Below are 24,188 nucleotides of genomic sequence, written 5' to 3'. Positions count from 1 at the left end.
CCGGTAAGTTGTAGTAAAATTATAATGAATATTTAATTTTATGACAAGGTTAATTCAAAAAATATCTTGTATACATTAACTTAATCAGCGGCCACCACAATTTGGTTTCTACCCAGTTCTTTGGCCCGGTAAAGGGCTTTATCCACCCGCGCTAAAACTTCCTCAAAACTTTCTCCTTCCCGGCAGCTTCCGATACCCATACTGGCCGAAACATTGAAGGTAACCGTTTTGGTATCTTTCATAACCGTAAACTGTTCCTTTCTAATTAATTCCATTATGCGGTTGGCTATTTCCCGGGTGAGTTCAATAGGGGTATTGGGAAGGTAAATTAAAATCTCATCCCCACCCATCCTGATTACCTGGTCCTGGCTTCTTAAATTTTCCCTAATTTTTTGGGTAAGCTTAATTAAAACCAGATCGCCAGCATTATGGCCGTAAGTATCGTTAATTTCTTTAAACTTATCAAGGTCGATGAAAATAAGGGAATAATTGCAATCCCTGTTTTCCAAAATCGCATCTTCCAAAAATCTCCGGTTAAACGCCTGCGTTAGCGGATCTCGCAGCGAAATTTCCGCCAGGTAATTTTTTAAAAGGTAAAGCTTTACCAGAGGTCCGCTCATTAGGATCAAGTTGTTTAAAAATTCCCGTGCTTCCTCGGTAAGTTTATCCTTATCGGCCGCAATAATAATAAACCCCAGTTTCTCGCTTCCCAGGGTAATGGGGTAACAGTAAGTACCGTCTTGATATTCCCCGTTATCCGGGCAAAACGCCGGGTGCCCGGTTGCCACCTGCCCTTCTGTATAAAGGGGAAAATATTCGTCGCTTTTCAAATTTTTCAGGAGTATTTTTATTCCCTTCACTTCTACCAGTGATTTAATATGAAAAACCAGCTCTTTGACCAAATCTCCGTCATTGGCCGCTTCGCCTAAATTATAAACTCCTTCGGCCAGCCGGTACCATTGATTGGCTATTTTTTCTTTGGTAGTTTTTAAGTCGTAAATTCGCTTAAAAAGCTTTTTATACTCCGGATATTTTTCTTGATACTCCGTAAAGTTTAGATCCTTCCCCTCAATCCAGCCGATAAGTACCTCCATTAACTCGTTTAAGGGCTTTTCCAATTGGCGACCGATGATTACATAAATCCCCAGTACCACCAGTAAACCCAGCAGGACGATATAAATCAGTAACCCCTGCCAAAAACTTATTCTATAAGGCCTGACCAACAAATCGGCAGGTAAAAATACTCCCAATGTTAGTAAACTCGAATTGCGGTTTTCCAGCGGTAGATAGGAAACGTAAAATCTTTTACCGTCAATTATCCGAATTTCCGTCAACATGTTCTCCTTTTGCAGTTTCTTAATCTGCTCTCCGAGAAGCGGTTCAAATCTGACATCTCCAAAATGCCATAAAGGCTTATTTTTCCAGTACAGGATTACACCCGGCAATAATTTTTGTTTCTGCAATTCCTGGGTAAATAACTCCGTAAAGAGGACCTGGTTTTCCTCCAAACTGTATCCGACAACTATTACTCCCAGAGGTTTCCCTTCTTCATTTAAAACCTGCTCAGCCCTGAGATAAGTTATATGCTTTTTTCCCAAAAGGTCGGCGATTTCATAAAATCCAGAAACACTGCCCATCATTGCAGGCTTATATACCAAATATTTAAAATACGCCGGAGCAAGCTTTAGCCCCTGACTGTAAATAACATTGCCCTGGTCATCGATAACCTCGATAAAACCTTTCCGGGCTGCCAAGGATTTAATAATTTTGTTTTCAATTTCCCGGTAATACTCATTGGAAGGTAGACCTTTTAAAAGACCCTCCGCCAAATCATAACTCCACCAGATATCTGCATAAGCTTTATTAGCCAAGTTATTAATTTGTTCCCTAAATAAATTGGCCAGCTCCCGGGACGCACTAAGCCCCAGTTCTTCAGCCACTTTTATTTCGCGATAGTGGGTAAAACCAAAACTGATAATTCCCACAATTACCGTTGTCAGGGTTAGAAAGAAAATTAAACGGTATTTAATCGTTTTCGGCATTTTTCTCACCAGATATAAAAAATAGCTATAATTTAACTATATAATATACTAAAAAACAACATAAAAAAAGAGGCTGCCTTTAAATCAGGCAGCCTTTTTAATACATGGTGAGATATTTTTTCACTTCCCACTCGTGAACCTGAACCCGGTACTCATCCCACTCTTTTAACTTAGCTTCCACAAACCGCTCAAATACGTGTTTACCTAAAGCTTCCTGGATTACCTTATCTTCTAAAAGACAATCAATGGCTTCTTTTAAGCTACCGGGTAAGGTATCAACTCCCAGAGCCTTTCGCTCTTCAGCAGTCATTTCATAAAGGTTTTGGTTAACCGGCGCCGGTGGCTTAATTTTATTTTTAATTCCATCCAAGCCCGCTTTAAGCATAACCGCTAAGGCAAGATACGGATTTGCCGACGGGTCCGGGCTTCTTAATTCAATCCGGGTAGAGGAGCCTCTTTTGGCCGGAATCCGGATTAAGGGGCTACGGTTTCTTGCCGACCAGGCAATGTAAACCGGTGCTTCATAGCCCGGAACCAAACGCTTGTAGGAGTTTACCACCGGATTGGCAATGGCAGTGATAGCTTTAATATGCTTCATAATACCGCCAATATAGTAGTAAGCGGTTTCGGATAATTGCAACTCCCCATTGGGATCATAAAAAGCGTTTTGACCGTCTTTAAACAGCGACTGGTTGGTGTGCATTCCCGAACCATTTACCCCAAAAAGCGGTTTGGGCATGAAGGTTGCATGAAGTCCGTGCCTTTGGGCAATGGAACGAACAACTACTTTAAAGGTAACAATTTTATCGGCTACATCTAAAGCATCGGAATACTTAAAGTCAATTTCGTGCTGTCCCGGAGCAACTTCGTGGTGGGATGCTTCGACTTCATACCCCATTTGTTCCAAAGCCAACACCATATCCCGCCGGGCGTTTTCGCCCAAATCTACCGGGCTTAAATCAAAATAGCCGGCATTGTCATGGGTCACCAGGGTGGGTTTTCCTTCTGCATCTACCTGGAAAAGGAAAAACTCTAATTCCGGACCAACGTACATGGTGTAACCCAGCTCTTTGGCTTCCGCCAAAGCTCTTTTCAAAACATAGCGGGGGTCGCCCTCAAAGGGAGTACCATCGGGATTGTACACATCGCAAATCAGCCGGGCTACCGCACCGTTTCTGGGCCGCCAGGGAAATACGGCAAAAGTATTGGGGTCCGGACGCAAATACATATCCGACTCTTCAATACGGACAAAACCTTCAATACTGGAGCCGTCAAACATTAGCTCGTTGTTTAAGGCCTTTTCTAACTGTTCTACCGGAATGGCCACATTTTTTAGAACCCCAAAAATGTCGGTAAACTGGAGCCGGATAAACTTAACATTTTGCTCCCGCACCATATCCATAATATCGTTTTTGGTGTAACTCATCCAAAATCCCCCTTTATTTTTTTTGATTAACGTCATACGCTAAGATGATGGCTTCCGCCACCGCCCGCATGGAAATCCGTTTATCCATGCTTTGCTTTTGAATCTTCCTAAACGCTTCTTTTTCGGAAATCCCCAAGCTTTCCATTAAAATTCCTTTAGCTTTTTCCACAAGCTTTCTGGTTTCTAAGGCATCCTTTAAACTTTCAATTTCTTTTTCTAATTCTTTAATCCGCTGGTAATTATGTTCGGTCACCTGGACGGTCATGATTAACTGTTCTTCTTCTAAGGGTTTAATCACAACCCCAACCACACCCATTTCTCCTAAAAACTCATCGAGTTTATCAATTTCAAACTCCATAGCTAAAACTACCGCACACTGGCGGTCAAAAGACAGGATTTTAGCAATCTCCCGGCCAGGAACACCTATCAGGTGATCATCAATGATAAACATATCCGGTTGAAAATTCCGGGCCATTTTTAGAGCGGTCGGCCCATCAGCGCACTCGCCCACCACAATGTAGTCGAGATTTTTAACCGCTGATTTGACCATTTGCCGAAAATTGCTGTCCGCGGAAGCAATAATCACAGTTGCACCAAACATTCTGTCACCGTCCCAAAAATAGAAAATGGCGCCTTAAATAAGGCACCATTGCCAGCTAACTTAGGAAGCGGACACACCCTTGTGCCCAACTATGCATTTCTATACTTAGAGAATAATTTATTAATATTTTTTTGTCAATGGGGATTTTGCATGTTTTTTGTATTCATAACTTATTCGTTTAACAAAGCTACCGCTCGCACCGGAGAGCCTGTACCATCCCGAATTTTTAACGGTAGACCAATATACAAAAAGCGCTTTCCGGCCACTTTATCAAGATTGGCTAAATTTTCCGTATTGGTAAGGCCGTATTTCGCACAAACCGCATGACCGGAGTAGTTGGGATCGTCTGGATGGTCAATAGCCGGAGCATCTACCCCAATATTTACTACTCCCTTTTGGGCCAGCCATTCCGCCGCCGCATAGCTTAAACCGGAATAGGTAGTTAGCCACTTATCCGTGCCGTAGTTGCGATTATAATGCCCGGTATAAAGCAGAACAATATCTCCACGTTCAATGGTAAGTCCGTGTTTCCGTAATGCCCCCTCCAAATCGTAAATTTCAATGTAGCGCTCGTACGGAACATGAGATACATCAAGACAAATCGCCGGACCCAGGAAATACTCCAATGGCATTTTATCTATGGTTGGACCCTGAGGATTATACTCGTACACCGCATCACAGTGGGTTGGTCCGTGTTCGTTCATCAGTAAGTTACGGGTAGCAAAGGGAAAGCCAATTTTTTTAATACTCTCCTCATGGGTTATGTTTTGGAAGATGTACGTAGTAAGGTGCAGGGGAAAAACAGGCATTCCCTGATAAATTTCCTGGGATAAATCAATTATTTTCGCCATTTTTTTCCTCCTTTCGCCCGAAAATTTTTTTAGCTAAAGCCTTCCCGGTAGGGGTTGCTGCAAGTCCCCCTCGGGCAGTCTCCTTAAGGGATAACGGTAACTCCCGGCCAATTTCCCCCATCGCCCCAATAACTTCATCTAAAGGAATGGCGGATGTTATCCCGGCTAAAGCCAAATCCACCGCCGCTAAGGCCTGCACTGCAGCAGAGACATTTCGTTTTACACAGGGTACTTCCACAAGACCTGCCACGGGATCACAAACCAGCCCTAACATACCTTTCAGGGCAATGGCTCCGGCATGGGCGGCCTGTTCGGGGCTTCCCCCTAAAAGTTCCGTTGCTGCCACCGCCGCCATTGCTGCCGCTGAACCGCATTCCGCCTGACAGCCCCCCTGGGCTCCGGAAAGGGAAGCTTTATAAGCTATCACCAACCCCACCGCCCCGGCGGCATACAAACCTTCGATAACTTTTTCTTCGGGAATTTCATACTCTTCCATTATACTTAAAAGCACCCCTGGTATCACCCCTGCCGAACCGGCAGTAGGTGCTGCCACAATTAATCCCATCGAAGCATTGGCTTCACTAACCGCCAAAGCATAGGTTATTGCCTTACCAAAAACCCCCGAAGCTAATGATTTACCGGAATTAAACCAGGCCTGATACTTTAAAGCCTGCCCCCCAACAAGACCTCCCACCGAACGATTTCCCTGAAGGCCTTCTGTCACCGCAGATTGCATAACTTGAAGTCTTTCACGCATGATATTTAAAAGTTGTTCTTCCGGAACTTCCCGGTCTTTGGCCTCTAAGATTAAGGCCATGCGCCCCAAGGTTTGGCCATTTTCCTTCGCAATTTTAATTAACTGCTCAATTGACTCTAAATACATCGGCTTCCTCCTTAAAGGGGTGGAATGATAAAGCCACCGGTAATTCCGGGCAGTCTTTTGATTTCTTTGCAGGTTTCTTCGTCAATGGGCTGGTCTGTTTCAATAACCATCAGGGCTTCCGCTCCCTTTTTTTGGCGAGCCACACTCATTTGGGCAATGTTTATACCGTGCCATGCTATTACCGACGTCACTTTGGCTACTGCTCCCGGCTGATCGTTATGGGGAACAATTAATGTTGGGTATTTGGCCGTAATCCTGACTGGATACCCGTTAATATCGGTAATTAACACCGCTCCCCCACCAATCGAGCTTCCAGTAACCCTCGCAATGCTGGTCTCCCCCCAGAGTTCCATGTAAGCAGTATTGGGGTGAGCTTCCGGCAAATCTATTGGCAAAAATTCATAGTTTAAACCGCGTTCTTTGGCAATCTTCAAGCTTTCCCGAATACGGGGATCACTGGTATCAAAGCCCAAAAGACCGGCAATAATAGCACGATCGGTACCATGGCCTCGGTACGTTTCTTTGAAGGAGCCGTGCAAAAAGATTTTAGCTTTTTTTGGCTCCTCCCCCAAGACAAGGCGCCCAACCCTCCCTAACCGCACCGCTCCGGCAGTATGGGAGCTGGAGGGCCCAATCATCACCGGCCCTATGATATCCAGTAAATCCATCTTTTCTCTACCGTCCTTTTACAGGGATACGGGAACTACCGAAAAAGTAGAGACATCAACTAAACCTAGGTCCGTAAGTTTTAATTCCGGTATCACCGGAAGGCTTAAAAAGGCTAAGGTCATAAATGGGTCGTAATTTTCAGAAACGCCAAGGTTTCTTACTATGCGGTGAAGTTTCTCCAGTTCTTCCTGGACTTCATAAAGGGTGCGGTCGGACATTAAACCGGCAATGGGAAGCGGCAAACTTCCCAAGACCTGGCCATCGGCAACAACCGTGAGCCCACCGCCAATGCGCTTTAGTTCCTCCACCGCGGCAATAATATCTTCATCGCTCATTCCGGCTACCACCAAGTTGTGGGAGTCATGAGCAACGGTGGAGGCAATAGCTCCTTTTTTAAGCCCCAGGCCGTGGATTAACCCCACCCCAACATTACCGGTATAATTGTGCCGTTCAAAAACTGCCAGTTTGGCAATATCCTTTTCCGTTGAAGTTTTAAAGTATCCTCCCTCCACCGGAACCTCTAATTCTAACTTTTTGGTGACAATTTGGTGAGGAATTAACCCTATGACCCGGGCCCTGTTGGATTTAGCAGGTATTTTTAGTTTTTCCGGGTTGATTTCTTTTAAGCGCATCGTATTCCGAACAGCCCGGTCGTCCACCGGATAGCCGGTAAAAAGCGGCTTTCCGTTTTCCGCTACTAATTTACCATCTTTAAACACATACTTGGGCTTGAATTCTTGTAAATCTTCAAATACTAAAATATCAGCCCGATAACCAGGAGCAATAGCACCTAAGTCGTACAGTCTAAAGTAATTGGCGGCATTGATGGTTGCCATCTGCAAAACCGTTGGCAAATCCGCTCCAGCCGAAACCGCCAATTTAACCATGTGATTAATAGAACCAAGTTTAATTAAATCTTCCGGATGCCGGTCATCGGTAACAAAGAAACAGCGAGAAGCAGTATAACGGTCTACCGCCGGTAAAAGGTCCAATAAATTTTTCGTCGCCGAACCTTCCCGGAGCATTAAGTACATCCCCCGGGATAATCTTTCCCGAGCCTCTTCAGCGGTGGTGCACTCATGCTCCGAATTTACACCGGCAGCTATATAAGCAGTAAGCTCTTTTCCGGAAATCCCCGGGGCATGGCCGTCTATTAGCTTTCCTTCTGTCACAGCTAATTTTTTCAGCATTTCCTCATGAGTATTTAAGACGCCAGGATAATCCATCAGCTCCCCTAACCCTAAAACCCGCGGGTGATTGATAAATTCCGAAAGCTCCCGGGCGGTTAATACTGCTCCGGCCGTTTCCAGCGAAGTTGCCGGAACGCATGAAGGAAGCATCAGATAAATGTTTATCGGAAGATTACTGCTTGCTTCCAGCATGTACCGAATTCCCGCAGTTCCGCTAACGTTGGCTATTTCATGGGGATCCACCACGGCTGTAAGGGTGCCGGCCGGTACCAACGCCCGGGCAAACTCTGCCGGCGCCACCATAGAACTTTCAATGTGCACGTGCCCGTCAATGAATCCCGGGGTGACATACGCTCCCTGTAAATCGTAGGTAGTCTTTCCTTCATATTCACCAGTGCCGGCGATGTAGCCAGCCACCACCGCTACATCGCCGGTAACAAACTCTCCCGTAAAGCTATTAAACACTTGAGCATTTTTTAAAACCAGGTCCGCAGGCTTTTTCCCCAACGCTACTTCCACCAAATCCTTTATCGGTTTCATCGCTCTCACCTATTCTAAGCTAACCCCAACCCGGTCAGCTACTCGTTTTAAGCTTTCGTTGGCTTTCCGGCGTACTTCCACCTCATCCATGGTCTTTAAGACCCGGTTCTCCATTACGATTTTACCGTCAACAATGGTCGTTAAAACATTACTGCTCTGGGCTTGATAAACGAGCTGGGTGTATATATTTACCCCTTCGTTTGGGGTCGTTCTCATTTCATCCAGGTCTACAATGACCACGTCTGCTTTTTTACCCACTTCCAGGCTGCCAATTTGGTCTTCCAGACCCATAGCCCGGGCACCGCCAATGGTAGCTAATTCAAAAACTTTCTGGGCAGGCATTGAAGTTGGACCGTAGAACGGCTTTTGAATCAGTGCGGCCATCCGCATCTCAATAAAGGCATCCAGGTTATTGTTGCACGGAGCGCCATCGGCGGCGATGGAAATTTCCGCGCCCATTTCTAAAAGCTCGGGAATTTTGGCAATGCCCGATGCTAATTTTAAGTTGGAAGAGGGGCAGTGGGCAATTTTGGTTTTGGACTCAGCCAAGACCTTCATTTCCCGTTCGTCTAAATGAATACAATGGGCAAGGATCAGGTTTGGAGCCGTCATCCCTAACTTTTCTAAGTACAGAACGTTTCTCATGCCTCTTTCCTTTAAGACAAGCTCCACTTCTCCTTTATTTTCGGAAGCATGGGTGTGAACCCTTACTTTGTACTGCTCAGCTAACTTGACAACTTCTTTTAATAAATCTTCGGTGCAGGAAACCGCAAAGCGCGGAGTAAACGCGTACAAGATGCGGCCGTTGTCCTTGCCGTGCCATTTTTCCAGGAGCTGCACGCTTTCATCAATGGCATTTTCGGTAGTATCCTGCATGGACTTGGGTACTTCCGTCCCGTAATCCATCATGCACTTTCCGGAAATCGCCCGAATCCCGCTATCATAAATGGCCTGGAAGTTAGAATCGGTATGGTTAACCGTTGCCATATCGACAATTGCAGTGGTTCCGCCTTTAAACAGTTCGCCAATTCCGAGCATTGCCGAATAATACAGAGATTCGGGATCGTGTCCTCCTTCTAAAGGCCAGATCCGGAGTTTCAACCAATCCAAAAGTTCCAGATCATCCGCTTGCCCCCGGAAAAGGGTTTGGCAGAGGTGAATGTGGGTCTGGATTAGACCTGGAATCACCACTTTGCCGGCAGCATCGATAACTTTGTCCGTCTGAACATCTAAAGAAGGGCCAATATCCTTAATGATATTTCCCTCGATGTATAAATCGCCTTTTAAAATTTCCCGTTTTTCGTTCATTGTTACAATTGTTCCGTTTTTAATTAAAATTGACATGGCAGTCACTCCCTTGAAAACAGTTTGGGCCTGGCATTGTAAATTAAATTTGCAACTTTTCTCACAAGGATTAAAGACCAGGCATTACGCCTGGCCTTTCCTTGCAGGAGCTTATTTTTTCTTTAGTGGAGCCGCATGTAGAAGTTTATGACAAAAGCAATGGAAACAATCCACATTACCCAGCTAATATCCTTGAACTTACCGGTTAAAGCTTTTACCAATGTGTACGAAACAAAACCAAAGGCAAAACCGTTTGCAATACTGTAGGTAAGAGGCATCATGATAATGGTCATAAAGGCCGGGAATGCTTCAGTAAAGTCGTCAAATTCAACATGTCGGATTTCCGCCAGCATCAAAGCACCTACCAGAATAAGTGCTGGTGCAGTTGCAAATGCTGGTACCAATCCGATAAGCGGCGCGAAGATTAAGGCCACAACAAAGAGAATTGCCACGACAATTGCCGTTAAACCGGTTTTACCGCCTTCAGCAATACCTGCTGCACTTTCAATATACGAAGTAACGGTAGTGGTACCAAGAATCGCACTGATAATCGTGCCAATAGCGTCGGTGGTAAGAGCGCGGTCCAAGTTTTCGATCTTGCCATTTTCATCCATTAAGCCCGCTTTCCGGGTTAATCCAATTAAGGTACCCATGTTGTCAAAAAGTTCCACCATTGTCATGGTAAAGATGATATTAAATATTCCAAACTTCCAGGCACCGGCGATATCAAGATGTAAGAATGTAGGCTTAAGGCTCGGCATATTAAAGCTCATAATTCCGCTAATCCCTTTGGGCACCGGTACTACACCAAAAATCATTCCTAAAATGGTAGTAGTTATAATGCCAATTAACATTGCTCCTTTAACATTCCGGGACAGTAAAACCGCTGTTAAAATTAAACCGACAATTGCCAACAAAGGCTCAGGTTTGGTAAGATGACCTAAAGTCACAAATGTAGCTTGGTCTGCCACTACAATACCAGCATTTTTTAATCCAATAAATGCAATGAATAAACCAATACCAACTCCAATAGCGGCTTTTAAGTTATTGGGCACCGCATTAACGATTGCCTGACGGATACCGCCAATGGTTAAAATTAAGAAGAAAATACCAGAGAAAAATACTGCACCAAGACCTACCTGCCAGGGTAGTTTTAACTGAGCCACAACAAAGTACGCAAAGAAAGCGTTTAGACCCATTCCAGGTGCTACCGCCACCGGGAAGTTAGCCCAGAGCCCCATCAGGGTTGTCGCCACTGCAGTAGCCCAAATTGTTGCCGCAATGGCTGCTTCTTTGGGAATCCCGGCATCGGCCAGAATGTTCGGGTTAACAAAGATAATGTAGGCCAACGTCACGAAAGTAGTAACACCAGCTAAAATTTCGGTTTTAACGTTGGTCCCCTTCTGGCTCAACTTGAAAATACGTTCGAGCACTCCTTGATTTGATGCCATAACCATACCCCTTTCTTAATAATTTTTATAAATCCTCCGGTGCCCCATATATAATAACCCTTGCGGGTTATTACCCATAACCTTATAAAAACAATTTACATATTTTTTTCAGTTAATTCTTTAAAGTTCACTTTAACATTCTTATCTTTTGCATTATCATTTTCTAAAAATACTTATTCGACACGGATTTTAAAATTCCTTCTTTAATTTTCAGAAAAAATATTTTTTTGTCGCATTTTGTAGAATTGATTTCCTTTATGCTTTATAATTTTGTTTATAATTTTTCATTTACATAATTGGCTACCCTGTCTTTAATCTCGGCACCCTCTTTTAAGAAAGCTGCTACTTTTTCTCGGGCAGCGGCTACATACTCCTCATCTTTGATGGAACTAAGGTTAATTTTCACATTCATAACTGCCCCTTCAAGGCCCGCATAAGCCATTTGCGCGGCAACACCGGCATCGGAAAGAGCATTGGGATTTCCTTTTTCAGCAATAATTGGACACAGGCGTAAAACTTCCAGGCACCTTTCGGCTACTTCCAAGGGAACGTCGGCCGCTTTTTTATAGGCTTCTTGAATTTTCACCGAACGCTCTTTTTTCTGCTCTTCGGTATCTTTGGGAAGCTTAAACGCCGCCATTACTTCGTTAAAAACTTCGGTATCGATATCAATTAAATTAACCAAACGTTCGTATAAAGCTTCGGTTTTATCCTTTAAAGGAGCAAGTTCCGCTTCAACGTCGGCAAATTTTTCCCGGCCAAGGGTTAAATTTAACACCATATTTAAAAGGGCAGCACCGTTAGCTCCGGCTAAGGCTGAAACACTGCCTCCACCGGGTGCTGGAGAAGAAGAAGCTAATTCCATTATAAACCCACGTATGGACAAGTCCGTTAGCATTATTACACCTCCTGTTTAATTAGGGGAAGGGCAGGGGTAAACCCTGCCCGGTTTTCTTACAGTAAGTCAGGTATGTGGTTTTCCCGAATTTGGTCGCGGTTAAAGTTTTCTAACTGCAGGAAGTACTCGGCTACCCGAACCAAAGCTTCCTGCGGCACGGTACCAATTAATTCAGTGCCAACAACGGGTACACCCCACCGGGCTGCCTCGGATTTTACAAAATTGTAAGTTCGATAAAGTGGGCAAGCTTCGTGGTCAAACATGTTCATGGAAACGACCACCTGATTTCTTTCGGTAAACTTCAAGGCTACCGCCCGCACCGAGGTAAAGCCACCGGAAGGTCCTCTTACGGCTTTGGCAATTTGCTTGGCAATTTCCAGGTTATCGGTTCCGAGGATAACGTTAAACGCCACTAACGGGTTAGTTCCAGCACTAACAATGGTACCACCTTTGTGGACAAACTCTTTGACATCACCGATATCCGGTAGACGCTTGGGATCCGGATTTTCCGATAGGAGCAAGTCCCGTAAACCTTCATACTGACCTTTCCGGATAAAGTCAAGGGCCTTTCTTTCGGGAATCCGGGCATTTTCCCCGGAGAAGAAAATAGGCACACCGGTACGTTTATTTAATTCTACACCGATTTCTTCAGCTAATTGAATGCATTCTTCCAAAGTAATGTTTCTCATGGGGAAAATGGGAATTGTGTCCTGCGCTCCAATTCGCGGGTGGTTACCTCTTTGCTGTTCCATATCGATTAATTCAATGGCTTTGGCCGCCATGTTAATTAAAGCTTCTTTTAAAGGTTCGGGCTTACCAATCAGCTCCACCACTGTCCGGTTAAAGTCGGCATCGGGGAAATACCCGATTAGTTTAACTCCAGGGACGTTTCTCACCTGGTCTACAATGGCTTCAACTACCTCTTTCCGCCGTCCTTCAGAAAAGTTAGGTACTGCATGAACGTACTTATTCATACTTATCCTCCTCCTTCTTTTAATTTTTTTATTTTAAGCTGGTGTTACCCAGCTTTAAAAGCACTTCTAAAACTCCGCCAGCAATCGCCAGCGCTTTTTCGGAAATGGTAAACGCATACTCTTTTATTCCTCGCGGATCAATATCGCCAATTTTCATTCCTTCCTCCACCCAGACTTCCGGGTGAATGAGGCCCCGGATTACCCCGGAAACCGCAGCAACAATTTGCTTTTCACCGACAGTTCCTATTACCTCACCGGCTTTAACCTCCTGGCCAAAATCAAAATACCAGCAAACTTTACCCCTCCCCGGGGAATAAACCACCCTTTTAACGGTGTGTCCCCCGATTTCGCCGGGGATACCGGTATTGGGCAAAGCTGAACCCTGATAAATAGCACGTCCCAGGTAATGTCCCCGTTTTGTCTCAATAACCGCATGTACTTCCTCGGGCGCAGTAAAACCTGGCCCAACACCAATAACAATTTCCGCTTCCTCTTTTTTAGTCCCCAGGTTTTTCTTGGCAAGCCGCGCATCAACCACCGCCCAGGGTTTTAGCTCTTTTACCACAATACCTTCTTCATCGGGGATAACGGGAATAAAATCATTTACCAGTAAATTTGGAACCTCAAAAAGGTTAGACCGGCGTGCAGTAATACCTTCAACCGTATGCTCTCCCGTATATATTGCCTGGGCAAAGGCTACCATCCGACGAATTGCCGTAGGTTTGGAAAGTTCCGTTGCCACTACTTTAAATCCCGCTTGATGCAAACGCCAAATTATGCCCGTTGCAATGTCTCCGGCGCCTTTGACCACTACAAGCCGCTGAAAAGGAAGGTAATCATCGGATTTATCTATATCAAAAAGCACACCGTAATCCTCCGTATCGATGTACTTAGGACTTAACTCCGGAAGTAAGTCCCGTAAACCAGTGTCTCCGGTAAGCCTTTTTAAATAGGAAAAATATTTTCTGGGTAGATAAACCGGATGTCCCCTACGCCCCCGATAACTTAAACACCATACTTCTTCTGGTTTCATCGCGATAGCTCTGGATAGAGCCTGTAAGCTATTAATTCCAACAAACGGCATATCACCCAGGGCTATCACCACACCCTGCCAGTGGTCCGGGAGTAGTCGAGCTGCTCCCCGTAAAGTCCCTCCCATTCCTTCTAAAGCAAAGCTTTCACCGATCCTATCCTTCGTTATCACCTCAACTTCGGCAAAAACCCGGCGGTATATTGCGACGGTTTGCTCCAATATCGTTTTGCCAAATAACGGTAATGACAATTTGTCCTTCCCCATCCTCCGGGAACTTCCCCCGGCCAAAATAAGAACCCCCACTACCCCGGCAAGATGTAACCCTCCCTGAGCGATCCGTAAGTTACGTTAACACCACTACTTTTAAACAGGGACAGAACCTTCATTAACTGTTTATTATCTACAGCATCTGCTTGATTGAGAAAGATAACCTTTTTTTTGGTATTCGGAGCAAAATATTTTCCTAGCAAAACAAGCTGATACAGCACTTCAGGCGTAATGGTTTTTCCTGGGATTCCTTCGGCCCGGTGAATATACTCACCGCAATACGGTTTATTTAGTGCAGATAATCCTACCACAGCAATAACCGTCTCCGGAACTTCTGGCAGAGCAGGCTCATGGGACCAGTGAATTTTCAACGGCCGACGGTTACTGCCATCGGCTTCGATTATAAGCGGAATCTTGTACTGCCGGTAAAATGCGTCTAATTCTTTCGGGCTAAAGCCAATGATTTTTTCCTTTTCTACCCGGCTTCCTACTAATATTTTTCTTTCGTCTTTTACCAGTGGTAATGCTTCTTCTAATTTTTGTAACTGGTAAAAGGATAGTTCCTTCCGGGGCGGGTAAGCAAGTTTCGTAGAAGTGGTAAGAATAAGGGGACCTTTCTGACTGCGGGCTAAATAATACATTAGCGATGTTTTGCCCCCGCCTCCGGTTAACCACACGGGATAACTTAATTGGTAACCGGCAAAGTTAAGCATTTTTCTGCTCTTTTTCTTTTAGGGCTTTTAAGATCTTTTCCGGAGTGGCCGGAAGTTCGGTAATTCTGACGCCCACCGCATTGTAAATAGCATTTAAGATGGCAGGCATTGTGGGCAGCATTGCCGGCTCCCCAACCCCTTTGGCCCCGTAAGGGCCGGTTTCTTCATAAGTTTCGACAATTACCGGGGTTACTTCCGGTATGTCTAAAGCAGTGGGTATCAAATATTCGGTAAAGCTGGGGTTTTGAATTTGGCCGTTTTTCAGTTCCACTTCTTCGGTTAAGGCCCAGCCCACCCCCTGGGCCACACCCCCCTGGATTTGGCCCTCCACAGCAATCTTATTGATAGCCCGACCTACATCGTGTGCTGCTACAACCCGAATTACATCCACTTTACCGGTCTCAGTATCCACTTCCACTTCGGCAATCTGCGTAGCAAAGGCATAAGGGTAATAGGGAGCTCCCTGCCCCGTTTCCGGATCAACCATGGTGGAATGGGTGGTAAAGCTTGCTTCCCCAATTAAGCGGTTACCTTTAAAACGAGCATGGCTGGCCAGCTCTGCAACAGATATCCGCTTTTGGGGGAAGGTTTTCACATAAACATAACCGTCTTTAATATCAAGACCATCAGTGGTATTAACCGCTAAAACTCCGGCAGCAAAATCCAAAAGAATTTTTTTCGCTTTAGCCGCTGCTAATTTAACAGCATTGCCGGAGGTATAAGTTTGCCGGGTAGCTGCCGTAGTCCCGGCGTCCGGCGTACAGTCGGTATCTGCCGAAATTAAGGTAATCTTTTCAATTGGAATCCCCAGTTCTTCTGCAGCAATTTGGACCAGCACCGTGTTGGAACCCTGACCGCAGTCCGCAGCACCGGTTAAAACGGTAGCACTCCCGTCATCGTGGATTTCCACCACTGCACTGGAGACATCAGGAAAGCCGTTACCATAACCGGTACCGTAAAAAATTGAAGCCATTCCGATACCCCGTTTTTTCACCGCTCCCACCTCCTTATTTCAGCTCTTCGACGTTCCAGCCAAAATGCCTGGCGGCTTCAAGCATCGTTTCCTTGAGCCCAACGCTCATATCCAAAATTTGACCGGTGGCCGTTTCCGAACCCCGTTCAAAGGCATTCCGCCAGCGAATAGTAAACGGATGAAGATTTAACTTTTCCGCCAGCATATCCATTATAGCTTCATAAGCCATTGGAGGCTGCGCCGCACCAAATCCGCGCATTGCTCCGGTAAAAGGATTGTTGGTGTGAACGGCATAAGAGTCAACTTTAACATTGGGGATATAATACGGACCGGTGGCGTGTACCGCAGCTTTCCTCAAAATGTTCGGCGACCAGGAAAGGTATGCCCCGGCATCCCCGATAATCGTCGCCTCTAAGGCCACCAATTTACCATCCCGGGTTGCACCCACCTTGTAATCCATATACATGGGGTGGCGTTTGCTATGCGCTTTAAAAGATTCGCTCCGTTCATATACAATTTTTACCGGCCGTTTTAATACCATCGCTGCCAGGCAGGCATGAATTTGTACCGTCATGTCTTCCCGGCCGCCAAATGCACCACCCACAGCGGTGGTCACTACTCTGACCATATTCTGTGAAACCCCCAAGGCCCGGGCAATTTCCGTTCTATCCCAGTGGGGATACTGGGTGGCAACATAAATAACAATATGTCCCCGTTCGTCAACCGTAGCCACTCCTGCTTCCGGCTGCAAAAACGCCTGGTCTACCATGGACGTCTTAAAGCTCTGTTCAACAATGACATCGGCCTGGGCGAAACCCTTTTCCACATCCCCTTTGCGTATTTTTAAGTGATAAGCAATGTTACCGTTTTCACGAAGTTTGGGAGCCGTTTCCTTCATTGCCTCCCGGGGATCAAAAACCGCCGGCAATTCTTCGTATTCCACGTCAATTAAAAGCGCCGCTTCCTCGGCAATATCTTGAGTTTCAGCTACTACCAGACAAATAGCATCATTTATGGAAGTAACTTTACCGTCGGCAAAAACCGGGATATCCGGATGTAAAACCCCGTGACCGTTATGACCGGGTACATCTTTAGCGGTGAATACTTTTAAAACTCCTGGTAGCGCCTCGGCTTTAGAAGTATCAAGTTTGGTTATTTTTGCATGAGGATACTTGGAACGAACGGTTTTACCGTATACCATTCCGGGAAGGTATATATCCTGCGGAAAAACCGCTTTTCCGGTAACCTTAGCTATGCCATCTACCCTCCAGGGAGATTGCCCCACAATCCGCTCCTGCATTTACTTTCCCTCCTTTCGGGCAGCAAGTTCCACCGCATCAACAATTTTGTTGTAACCGGTACAACGGCAGAGGTTCCCGGAAATTGCCACTTTTATTTCCTCCCGGGTTGGATTGGGATTTTCTTTTAATAAAGCATAGGCAGCCAGTACCATTCCGGGAGTACAATAACCGCACTGCACCGCTCCTGCCTCCAAAAAAGCCTCTTGAATGGGATGAAGTTTATCCGGTGTACCTATGCCCTCAATGGTAATCACTTCCCGCCCGTGAGCCGAATGGGCCATTACCAAGCAAGAGTTGACCGGTTTTCCATCCAGTAATACGGTGCAAGCACCGCACTCTCCTTCACCGCAACCTTCCTTGGTACCGGTCAGGTGTAGGTAATCTCTAAGGAAATCGAGAAGGCGGATGTTGGTTGGTACTTCCCTTTCAATTAATTTTCCGTTAACAGTAAGGGAAAGCTTTTTCATCTCCACGGCCGCTACCTCCCCCGGCGCTGTTCAATGAGATTTAAAATTTCCCGCATAACTCCGGCAATCGCTTCGCGTTTGTAGGGCGCCGATGCACGACTGCCAAGCTTATCCGCCACCAACTTTTTGGCAAGAACGATAAGCTCTTCTTTAGTTTCTTCGTTAAATTCCCGACCGCTTAAAAACTGTTCTAATTCTGCTGCCCGAAAGGGATTGGGAGCAACCGAACCCAGGGCCACTCTTGCCTTTTCAATTTTGCTGCCGGCAAAAACAAGCTCCACCGCTCCAGAAATCCGCGATATCGCCAGGGCATTCCGTCGCCCGAGTTTGTAAAAACCGCTGACACTTCCTGGATACGGCGTTAAAATAACCTCTTCTAACAACTCATCCGGTTCAATTGCTGTTTTTCCGGCTCCCTTGAGAAGCTCGGTAAGTAAAATCTCCCGGGTACCCCTTTTACTTTTAAGTTTGGCTACCCCATCAAACAGCACCAACGCCGGTACCGAATCGGCGGCTGGAGAGGCGTTTACTATATTGCCCCCAATGGTCCCTTGATTGCGAATTTGCGGTGAGCCCACAACTTTACAGGCATCGGCAAGGGCCGGGATTTTTTCTAAAACAATTGAGGAGGTGGCAACTTCCGTAAAGGTTGTTGCCGCTTTAATAATAATTTTTCCTTGTTCTTCTCTAATGCCCCGAAGAGCAGAAATATGAGTGATATCCACCAAAGCCTTAGGACTAACTTTCCTCTCCCGTAAATGAAGCACCAGGTCGGTACCGCCAGCGAGAATTTTATACTCTTCCCGACCAGCGGCTAAAAGCTCCAGGGCTTCCTCTATGGTTTCGGGTCGAAAATAATCAACCTTTTGCATATAAGTGCCCCTCCTTACTTAACCGGCGGAATGATGGCAAAACTATTAACATCAATTAAACCCTGGTCGGTAATTTTCCACTTGGGACTGGTGGTCAAAGCTAAAAACGACAGATGCATAAACGGTGCATGAACGGTACAACCAAGCTCCACGGCAGTTAAACGATGGAGTTCGGCAATCTTCCGAGATAATTCATAGCCATCTAACTCGTCGGTAATTAAACCTCCTACCGGCAGGCGAAGGTCGCCTAAAACCCTGCCGTTTTTCACCACCGCCACGCCACCGCCCATTTCAATAACCCGGTTAACCGCTAACGCCATATCCTGGTAACTGGTTCCAACCACAATGATGTTGTGAGCATCGTGGCTGACACTTTCCGCAAACGCACCGCCCTTTAACCCAAAACCTCTAACAAAAGCCCGTCCAATACTGCCATTTCGTCCGTATCTTTCCACCACCGCAATCGGTAGTACGTCCTGGGTTAAATCCGGTTGTGCCACACCCCCACTAACCGGAACGGTAAATTCAAAGGACTCGGTAAGGTTCTGGTCGGGAATCAACCCAATGGTGCGCACTACCGCATTACTACCAGTAGCTTTGATTTCCAGGGCTTCAGCTGTTACCGGTTTACACTTAACCGAATGTTTTACCTCTTCGGGGTAGGTGTATTTCGGGATGTTAACTACCATTTTGCCCTTTTCGGCCACTAATTTTCCGCCGATATAAACTTTTTCCACTTTCATGTCCATTAAGTCGGAAATAACCACGATATCGGCCATCTTCCCCGGAGCTAAAACCCCAACGTGTTTTAAGCCAAAGTAGGTAGCCGGGTTAATGGTTACCATTTGGATTGCTTCCACCGGATCAATCCCTTGTTTAATGATCCGGGCTACTACCCAGTTCATGTGGCCATTTTTGGCTAAATCCTCGGCCACCATATCATCGGTAGCCCCAATTAACCGCCGGGAATCCAGACCTTCCTCGGTAACCGCCCGGATACATTCGGCCATGTTTTTCTGGGTAGAACCTTCCCGCATGAAAACATACATACCGTAGCGAAGTTTTTCCACACATTCTTCTTTGGTGGTGGTCTCGTGACAGGAAGCCTCGGTTCCGGCAGCAATTAAATGAGCAGCTAATTCGCTGCCAAAAAGCTCCGGAGCGTTACCATCCACTATTTTGCCAATGGACTTGGCATAGGTTGTTGAGGCAATTAAGTCGGTAATAATTTCCGGGGTGTATTTATAAACATACTTAGCATTGGAAAAGCCCTGAAGTTCCCCGATGCCGATGACATTGGGGTAATTTAGTATTTCCGGCATATCCCTGGAAGTAATATCATAGCCCGCGGTTTCTAATCCCGGACAGTCGGGAGTTAAAGCCGGCACTACCAAATATACCCTGTTGGGAACTACCTTTGTTTCTTCGGCCATAGCTTTAATACCAACAGGTCCCAGCGCGTTGCCAATTTCGTGGGGGTCCGCCACTAAAGTAGTGGTTCCCGAAGGAATAGACAACCGGCTAAACTCGGAAATGGTTAGCATACTGCTTTCAAAATGCATGTGGGAGTCGATAAATCCTGGAGATACGTAATATTTTCCCTGTAAATCCACCACTTCCGTTTCCGGGCCAATTAGGTCGGAAGCATCTCCCACTTTTAAAATGTATTCATCGTAAACTGCCACGTCTGCCGGATAGATCTCCCGAGTTACAACATTGATTACCAGACCGTTTTTTAAGACCAACGTCGCTTTTAATTCCGGATTCATTAAAACATCAACTAAGCGACGCCGGACAATTGCGGTCTTAAAGGTTTGGGCATCCATAAAAAACCTCCTCTTTAACTTCGTTGCCATTCAAGCTTATCCACAATACCGATAATCGCCGCATCGATAGGTACCTCCCCCCGGCGTACCGCAAAGGGAGCCACACTTCCGGTAACATACAGCACCAACTCGCCAACTCCAGCTCCCACCGTATCCACAGCAACAAACGGCTGACCTGCGGGATTACCATCTAAGTCTACCGGCAGGGTAATGAGCATTTTTGTCCCGACCAATGTTTCATCTTTCCGCGTGGCAACTACGTTACCAATAACTTTTCCCAGTAACATCCCCTCACCGCCTATTCAGCAAAATTAATTTTTATATTATTTTGGACAGCATATTCCCGGGCAAGGTCGGTAATAATTGTTTTTTGTGACACAGTAATAGTTTGATTGGCAAGTTCTAAAAGATCTTCTCGGGTAATAACCCGTTTATTTAAAGTAACTCCCGTCTTTGATGAAACAACAGAAGTTTCTGCTGTTTGCGGTCCAAGGTAGGGAGAAAGCTTTTCTAAAATCGTTTTACCTTTATAGAGATAGATCTCCTGGGCCCGTAGTTTTTCGATATTTTCATTAATAAGCTTTACCAGACCCGGAGGGGGATTGGTAAATCCCCGGCTTTTAAAGCCATCACCATCGGGTAAAGCTCCATCCACAACACCTATAACCGGTTTGCCCGCAAGCTTGGCATGAAAAATTAAGGAAGCTAACGGTTCATCATAAATGCCATGGGCTAACTTGCCCACCAGGTTGGAAGACACCACCGGTAAAAACACTATGGTCACAACTTTTAAAAAGTCATAAATTTTAAACTCCTTACCCTGGTAGATTTTTGCTGTTCCGGTAAGGGATTTAAGATTTTCTTCACCGTAAAGATCCAAAGCCGCTTGACTGGCTACAACTATTATTTCATAGCTTTCCCTTAAACGTTCTAAAGCTTGAAAGCCTTCTTGCGCCCCACCGGTCGCTCCAGCAACCAAAATTAGTGCTTTTGGCTTTGAACTGTTTAAGCTATTTTGCTGCTCCAAATAGTTTTTCATTGCAGTAAGATAAATGGACATTTTTTCACCCCTATCCAAAAAGCGCAATCCCTAAAGGGGTTACCAACAGCGGATGGATAGGTACCTGTACCTCTTTTCCAAGAAATCTGGAAAACTCTTCGCTAAAACCAGTTAGGTAAGCAGTACCACCCACCACATAAACCGGTAAAGTTTGATCGTAATTTTTAATTACCTCTTTAACTATAAGCGCCATTTTTTCAATAACTGGACGGACTACCGGCATAATTTCCCGATGACGGCTAAAATCTTTTTTGATGGTTTCTGCTTCCTCAAAAGGAATCTTGTAACTTCCTGCTAAGACCAGGGAAAGATGAGTTCCTCCTGTTGGTTCATCAAAGGTTGCGGTAATTTTCCCTTTTTCAATTACCGCAATACCGGTGGTACCGCCACCTATGTCTACTACAATACCATCATTTATCCCAAGGGCCCGTGCGGCAGCTACCGGCTCATCCACCAGTGTTACCAGCTCCAATCCGGCCCCGGCAACTACATGACCACAAGCTTCAGCATTCCGACCTACAGTTCCCGGAGGAATGGCCGTGGCTGCTTGAAAAAGTTCACTCCCTAAAAGCCTTTCCACTTTGGCTTTTAGTTCCCGCACAATCTGAATTGCTCCGATGTAATCGACCACCAAGCCATCTTTAACCACACTGGCCCACTTTAATGCTCCAGCAACAGGTATTCCTTCCTGGTCGGTGACCACCAAAACGATATCTGCAGTTCCGAGGTCAACGCCAACTTTATAGGGTGGTGGCAGCGGATTTACTATTTCTCTGACAATTAAATCATTTAACAAGTTAAGTTTTTGTTCGAGCTCCACCTAACCCCTCCTAACAAGGCAGGGGATAGTACCGGGATCACTCCCGGACTATTTCCCTTGAATTTTGGCTAAAATTTGCGTTTCAACTTCAGTGTGTGGCCGCGGAATGACGTGTACCGCTACCAGCTCGCCAACCTTCTGGGCAGCAGCAGCCCCGGCATCGGTAGCAGCTTTGACCGCACCTACATCGCCCCGCACCATAATGGTGACAAGACCAAAGCCAATTTTTTCATAGCCAACAATAGTAACATTGGCAGCCTTGACCATCGCGTCCGCCGCTTCAATCGCCGCCACTAAACCTTTAGTTTCAATTAAACCTAAAGCTTCACCCATGATTAAATTACCTCCTTAAAATTTTTACTTAGATTTTTTATTATCCTTATTTTTTTCCGCAGGATTTTTAGGCTTTAACAACGATTCTTGGGTTTCACTGCTAAAAATGATTTTATCTAACTCCTGATGGGGTCGAGGAATTACATGCGAAGTTAAAACTTCGCCCACTCTTTGAGCCGCCGCAACACCTGCATCAACCGCAGCTTTTACCGCCGCAACCTCCCCTTCAAGCTTTATGGTAACGGAAATTTTTTTTCCAGCCCCTATAACCCGTTCAAAGCCCAAAAAGGTAACGTTGGCAGCTTTTACAGCAGCATCTAAAGCCGTCATAGCGGTAGAGTAACCAATTGCTTCAATTAGACCAAGGGCTTTATTCATCGAATAAACCTCCTTTAAGCCCTAAATTCCGCCAAAACCTGCAATCCAACTTCCCGAGCTGCTTCTAAGGCATTTTTAACCGCTGCTGAATCGCCGGTTACTGTAAACCATACCTCGTTGGCAAAAGCCTGAACTACCGAGGGCCCCCAGAACGATACCATGGTCACATGGGCAGTTTTTAAGGCGGTATCACTCATCAATAATCCTACCCCTGCCGGAGCCCCTATAATAATGCCAAAGGCCTGATTTAACGGCGCCCCAAAAGCCTTGTTTAATGCTGCCGCTGCGCGAGCCGTGTAATGGGTTTCAATTTTTCCTGCCGGCGTATTTTTTATGTTCTGGTAGTACTCTTCCGTGGCCTTGAGGGCAATTTCCACTGCCCGGATAACATCTGCCACATCTTCTGCCCCAAAAAGGGCAAATACTCCATGTCCCGGACCACCTAATTCATCACGGGCAAGCTCTAACCGAATTAATTCGGAATTGGTCTTCTTGACCGCTTCATCGGCTGCCATGATTTGCGCCGCAGCCCCAACCCGGGAGCTAATTACCCCAATAGCTCTTAAGCTTCTGTTAGCCTGGAGGTATTGGCTAAGCCCCGGTTCAAGATTGGGAATTACGTAACCAACGGTGTTTCCCGCCGAAACCCCGATAAATTTTGCTTGCCCAAAACTTTTCTCCGTAATTTCCGAATTCCTAACTTCAGCTTTAACTTCTTTTTGCTCGTCCACGGGCGTGTATCCAGTATTAATTTTCGCCGGTGGTTTCATGGAAATGGTAAAAAGGGTTCCGCTGGGATTTAACTGAGGAACAAAGGATTGACCTGCTTTATTGCTACTTTCCGTTGCTTTAATTCCTAAAAGCCGTTCCTTTCCTTTTTCCCGCTGATAATTGGGACGGCTTATATTAGGTTGGCTAACAATCGTAGTAATTTCTCGGCTCTGCCGATTTAAAACCTCAGACACAATTTTATCTACAAGGTTTTCCAAACTTTTTCACCCCTTTATATCACGGGTATAACCTTCAGCATTTCTTCATGGGGTCTGGGGATAACGTTAAAGGATACTATTTCTCCCACTTTTTGCGCCGCTGCCACACCGGCATCCACCGCCGCTTTTACCGCCGCTACATCTCCTTGCACTGTAATATTCACCAGGCCTGAGCCAACCACCCGGTATTCAATAATTCGAACATTGGCCGCTTTCACCATCGCATCCGCTGCTTCAATTGCTGCTGTAAGCCCCCGGGTTTCAACAAAGCCAATTGCATTACCCAT

Annotated in this window: 25 protein-coding genes; all 25 read right to left on the bottom strand. The window is 45.7% G+C overall.

Annotated features, from left to right (window positions below):
• Nucleotides 1-80: 80 nt before the first annotated feature.
• The 25 genes from CHY_RS12635 to CHY_RS03065 all read right to left on the bottom strand — a co-directional run bounded on the left by CHY_RS12635 (nt 81) and on the right by CHY_RS03065 (nt 24,188).
• The gene (locus CHY_RS12635; protein WP_011343635.1) at nt 81-2,042 is read right to left on the bottom strand and encodes a sensor domain-containing diguanylate cyclase; all 1,962 of its coding nucleotides are present in this window, start codon (nt 2,040-2,042) and stop codon (nt 81-83) included.
• 97 nt (nt 2,043-2,139) lie between these two features.
• Nucleotides 2,140-3,468: a type I glutamate--ammonia ligase gene (glnA, locus tag CHY_RS03180; protein WP_011343634.1), complete on the bottom strand. Its 1,329-nt coding sequence runs from the start codon at nt 3,466-3,468 to the stop codon at nt 2,140-2,142.
• A gap of 13 nt (nt 3,469-3,481) precedes the next feature.
• Nucleotides 3,482-4,069, bottom strand: coding sequence for an ANTAR domain-containing response regulator (locus CHY_RS03175; RefSeq protein WP_011343633.1), 588 nt, complete (start codon nt 4,067-4,069; stop codon nt 3,482-3,484).
• Nucleotides 4,070-4,239: 170 nt separating this feature from the next.
• Nucleotides 4,240-4,920, bottom strand: coding sequence for a cyclase family protein (locus CHY_RS03170; RefSeq protein ID WP_011343632.1), 681 nt, complete (start codon nt 4,918-4,920; stop codon nt 4,240-4,242).
• A complete protein-coding gene (gene sdaAA / locus CHY_RS03165; RefSeq protein ID WP_011343631.1) occupies nt 4,904-5,803 on the bottom strand; it encodes an L-serine ammonia-lyase, iron-sulfur-dependent, subunit alpha in 900 nt (299 codons plus the stop codon). The genes CHY_RS03170 and sdaAA overlap by 17 nt, the downstream gene beginning before the upstream one ends.
• A gap of 11 nt (nt 5,804-5,814) precedes the next feature.
• Entirely contained in the window at nt 5,815-6,471 is a 657-nt protein-coding gene (gene sdaAB / locus CHY_RS03160; RefSeq protein ID WP_011343630.1) for an L-serine ammonia-lyase, iron-sulfur-dependent subunit beta, read from the bottom strand.
• Between the two features lie 18 nt (nt 6,472-6,489).
• Entirely contained in the window at nt 6,490-8,202 is a 1,713-nt protein-coding gene (ade, locus tag CHY_RS03155) for an adenine deaminase (RefSeq protein ID WP_011343629.1), read from the bottom strand.
• Between the two features lie 9 nt (nt 8,203-8,211).
• Nucleotides 8,212-9,546, bottom strand: coding sequence for a 5'-deoxyadenosine deaminase (locus tag CHY_RS03150; protein WP_011343628.1), 1,335 nt, complete (start codon nt 9,544-9,546; stop codon nt 8,212-8,214).
• Nucleotides 9,547-9,668: 122 nt separating this feature from the next.
• Entirely contained in the window at nt 9,669-10,997 is a 1,329-nt protein-coding gene (locus CHY_RS03145; protein WP_011343627.1) for an NCS2 family permease, read from the bottom strand.
• Between the two features lie 274 nt (nt 10,998-11,271).
• On the bottom strand, nt 11,272-11,895 hold the full coding sequence (locus CHY_RS03140) for a cyclodeaminase/cyclohydrolase family protein (RefSeq protein ID WP_011343626.1): 624 nt from the start codon (nt 11,893-11,895) through the stop codon (nt 11,272-11,274).
• A 56-nt stretch (nt 11,896-11,951) separates the two neighbouring features.
• On the bottom strand, nt 11,952-12,869 hold the full coding sequence (ftcD, locus tag CHY_RS03135; protein WP_011343625.1) for a glutamate formimidoyltransferase: 918 nt from the start codon (nt 12,867-12,869) through the stop codon (nt 11,952-11,954).
• 28 nt (nt 12,870-12,897) lie between these two features.
• Nucleotides 12,898-14,205, bottom strand: coding sequence for a selenium-dependent molybdenum cofactor biosynthesis protein YqeB (gene yqeB, locus CHY_RS12965; protein ID WP_011343624.1), 1,308 nt, complete (start codon nt 14,203-14,205; stop codon nt 12,898-12,900).
• Nucleotides 14,205-14,882: a selenium cofactor biosynthesis protein YqeC gene (gene yqeC, locus CHY_RS03125; protein ID WP_011343623.1), complete on the bottom strand. Its 678-nt coding sequence runs from the start codon at nt 14,880-14,882 to the stop codon at nt 14,205-14,207. Before yqeC ends, yqeB begins: the two co-directional genes overlap by 1 nt.
• Nucleotides 14,875-15,876 carry a xanthine dehydrogenase family protein molybdopterin-binding subunit gene (locus tag CHY_RS13460; protein ID WP_041537630.1) on the bottom strand — a complete coding sequence of 334 codons (1,002 nt, stop codon included), beginning with the start codon at nt 15,874-15,876 and terminating at the stop codon, nt 14,875-14,877. The genes yqeC and CHY_RS13460 overlap by 8 nt, the downstream gene beginning before the upstream one ends.
• A 13-nt stretch (nt 15,877-15,889) precedes the next feature.
• A complete protein-coding gene (locus tag CHY_RS13455) occupies nt 15,890-17,155 on the bottom strand; it encodes a xanthine dehydrogenase family protein molybdopterin-binding subunit (protein WP_041537629.1) in 1,266 nt (421 codons plus the stop codon).
• A complete protein-coding gene (locus CHY_RS03110) occupies nt 17,156-17,623 on the bottom strand; it encodes a (2Fe-2S)-binding protein (protein ID WP_011343622.1) in 468 nt (155 codons plus the stop codon). It lies immediately after the preceding gene.
• Nucleotides 17,624-17,634: 11 nt separating this feature from the next.
• A complete protein-coding gene (locus CHY_RS03105) occupies nt 17,635-18,495 on the bottom strand; it encodes an FAD binding domain-containing protein (protein WP_011343621.1) in 861 nt (286 codons plus the stop codon).
• Nucleotides 18,496-18,509: 14 nt separating this feature from the next.
• The gene (ade, locus tag CHY_RS03100) at nt 18,510-20,321 is read right to left on the bottom strand and encodes an adenine deaminase (protein WP_011343620.1); all 1,812 of its coding nucleotides are present in this window, start codon (nt 20,319-20,321) and stop codon (nt 18,510-18,512) included.
• 14 nt (nt 20,322-20,335) lie between these two features.
• Nucleotides 20,336-20,608, bottom strand: a complete 273-nt coding sequence (locus tag CHY_RS03095) for a EutN/CcmL family microcompartment protein (protein ID WP_011343619.1) — start codon at nt 20,606-20,608, stop codon at nt 20,336-20,338.
• Nucleotides 20,609-20,619: 11 nt separating this feature from the next.
• Nucleotides 20,620-21,381 carry a microcompartment protein PduM gene (pduM, locus tag CHY_RS03090; protein ID WP_011343618.1) on the bottom strand — a complete coding sequence of 254 codons (762 nt, stop codon included), beginning with the start codon at nt 21,379-21,381 and terminating at the stop codon, nt 20,620-20,622.
• Nucleotides 21,382-21,391: 10 nt separating this feature from the next.
• Nucleotides 21,392-22,201, bottom strand: a complete 810-nt coding sequence (gene eutJ, locus CHY_RS03085; RefSeq protein ID WP_011343617.1) for an ethanolamine utilization protein EutJ — start codon at nt 22,199-22,201, stop codon at nt 21,392-21,394.
• 48 nt (nt 22,202-22,249) lie between these two features.
• On the bottom strand, nt 22,250-22,537 hold the full coding sequence (locus CHY_RS03080; RefSeq protein WP_226986737.1) for a BMC domain-containing protein: 288 nt from the start codon (nt 22,535-22,537) through the stop codon (nt 22,250-22,252).
• A gap of 21 nt (nt 22,538-22,558) precedes the next feature.
• Nucleotides 22,559-22,912 carry a BMC domain-containing protein gene (locus CHY_RS03075; protein ID WP_011343615.1) on the bottom strand — a complete coding sequence of 118 codons (354 nt, stop codon included), beginning with the start codon at nt 22,910-22,912 and terminating at the stop codon, nt 22,559-22,561.
• A gap of 14 nt (nt 22,913-22,926) precedes the next feature.
• Entirely contained in the window at nt 22,927-23,901 is a 975-nt protein-coding gene (pduB, locus tag CHY_RS03070) for a propanediol utilization microcompartment protein PduB (RefSeq protein ID WP_083757250.1), read from the bottom strand.
• A gap of 14 nt (nt 23,902-23,915) precedes the next feature.
• Nucleotides 23,916-24,188: a BMC domain-containing protein gene (locus CHY_RS03065; RefSeq protein ID WP_011343613.1), complete on the bottom strand. Its 273-nt coding sequence runs from the start codon at nt 24,186-24,188 to the stop codon at nt 23,916-23,918.

It is taken from the genome of Carboxydothermus hydrogenoformans Z-2901 (assembly GCF_000012865.1).
Classification (GTDB): domain Bacteria; phylum Bacillota; class Z-2901; order Carboxydothermales; family Carboxydothermaceae; genus Carboxydothermus; species Carboxydothermus hydrogenoformans.
Note: the sequence above shows the minus strand (reverse complement) of the source record. Positions and strands in the feature narration are given on the sequence as shown.

Coding starts and splice junctions, on each gene's coding strand:
- CHY_RS12635 (WP_011343635.1), bottom strand. CDS start 2,042: ATGCCGAAAACGATTAAATACCGTTTAATTTTCTTTCTAACCCTGACA.
- glnA (WP_011343634.1), bottom strand. CDS start 3,468: ATGAGTTACACCAAAAACGATATTATGGATATGGTGCGGGAGCAAAAT.
- CHY_RS03175 (WP_011343633.1), bottom strand. CDS start 4,069: ATGTTTGGTGCAACTGTGATTATTGCTTCCGCGGACAGCAATTTTCGG.
- CHY_RS03170 (WP_011343632.1), bottom strand. CDS start 4,920: ATGGCGAAAATAATTGATTTATCCCAGGAAATTTATCAGGGAATGCCT.
- sdaAA (WP_011343631.1), bottom strand. CDS start 5,803: ATGTATTTAGAGTCAATTGAGCAGTTAATTAAAATTGCGAAGGAAAAT.
- sdaAB (WP_011343630.1), bottom strand. CDS start 6,471: ATGGATTTACTGGATATCATAGGGCCGGTGATGATTGGGCCCTCCAGC.
- ade (WP_011343629.1), bottom strand. CDS start 8,202: ATGAAACCGATAAAGGATTTGGTGGAAGTAGCGTTGGGGAAAAAGCCT.
- CHY_RS03150 (WP_011343628.1), bottom strand. CDS start 9,546: ATGTCAATTTTAATTAAAAACGGAACAATTGTAACAATGAACGAAAAA.
- CHY_RS03145 (WP_011343627.1), bottom strand. CDS start 10,997: ATGGCATCAAATCAAGGAGTGCTCGAACGTATTTTCAAGTTGAGCCAG.
- CHY_RS03140 (WP_011343626.1), bottom strand. CDS start 11,895: ATGCTAACGGACTTGTCCATACGTGGGTTTATAATGGAATTAGCTTCT.
- ftcD (WP_011343625.1), bottom strand. CDS start 12,869: ATGAATAAGTACGTTCATGCAGTACCTAACTTTTCTGAAGGACGGCGG.
- yqeC (WP_011343623.1), bottom strand. CDS start 14,882: ATGCTTAACTTTGCCGGTTACCAATTAAGTTATCCCGTGTGGTTAACC.
- CHY_RS13455 (WP_041537629.1), bottom strand. CDS start 17,155: ATGCAGGAGCGGATTGTGGGGCAATCTCCCTGGAGGGTAGATGGCATA.
- CHY_RS03110 (WP_011343622.1), bottom strand. CDS start 17,623: ATGAAAAAGCTTTCCCTTACTGTTAACGGAAAATTAATTGAAAGGGAA.
- CHY_RS03105 (WP_011343621.1), bottom strand. CDS start 18,495: ATGCAAAAGGTTGATTATTTTCGACCCGAAACCATAGAGGAAGCCCTG.
- ade (WP_011343620.1), bottom strand. CDS start 20,321: ATGGATGCCCAAACCTTTAAGACCGCAATTGTCCGGCGTCGCTTAGTT.
- CHY_RS03095 (WP_011343619.1), bottom strand. CDS start 20,608: ATGTTACTGGGAAAAGTTATTGGTAACGTAGTTGCCACGCGGAAAGAT.
- pduM (WP_011343618.1), bottom strand. CDS start 21,381: ATGTCCATTTATCTTACTGCAATGAAAAACTATTTGGAGCAGCAAAAT.
- CHY_RS03075 (WP_011343615.1), bottom strand. CDS start 22,912: ATGAATAAAGCCCTTGGTCTAATTGAAGCAATTGGTTACTCTACCGCT.
- CHY_RS03065 (WP_011343613.1), bottom strand. CDS start 24,188: ATGGGTAATGCAATTGGCTTTGTTGAAACCCGGGGGCTTACAGCAGCA.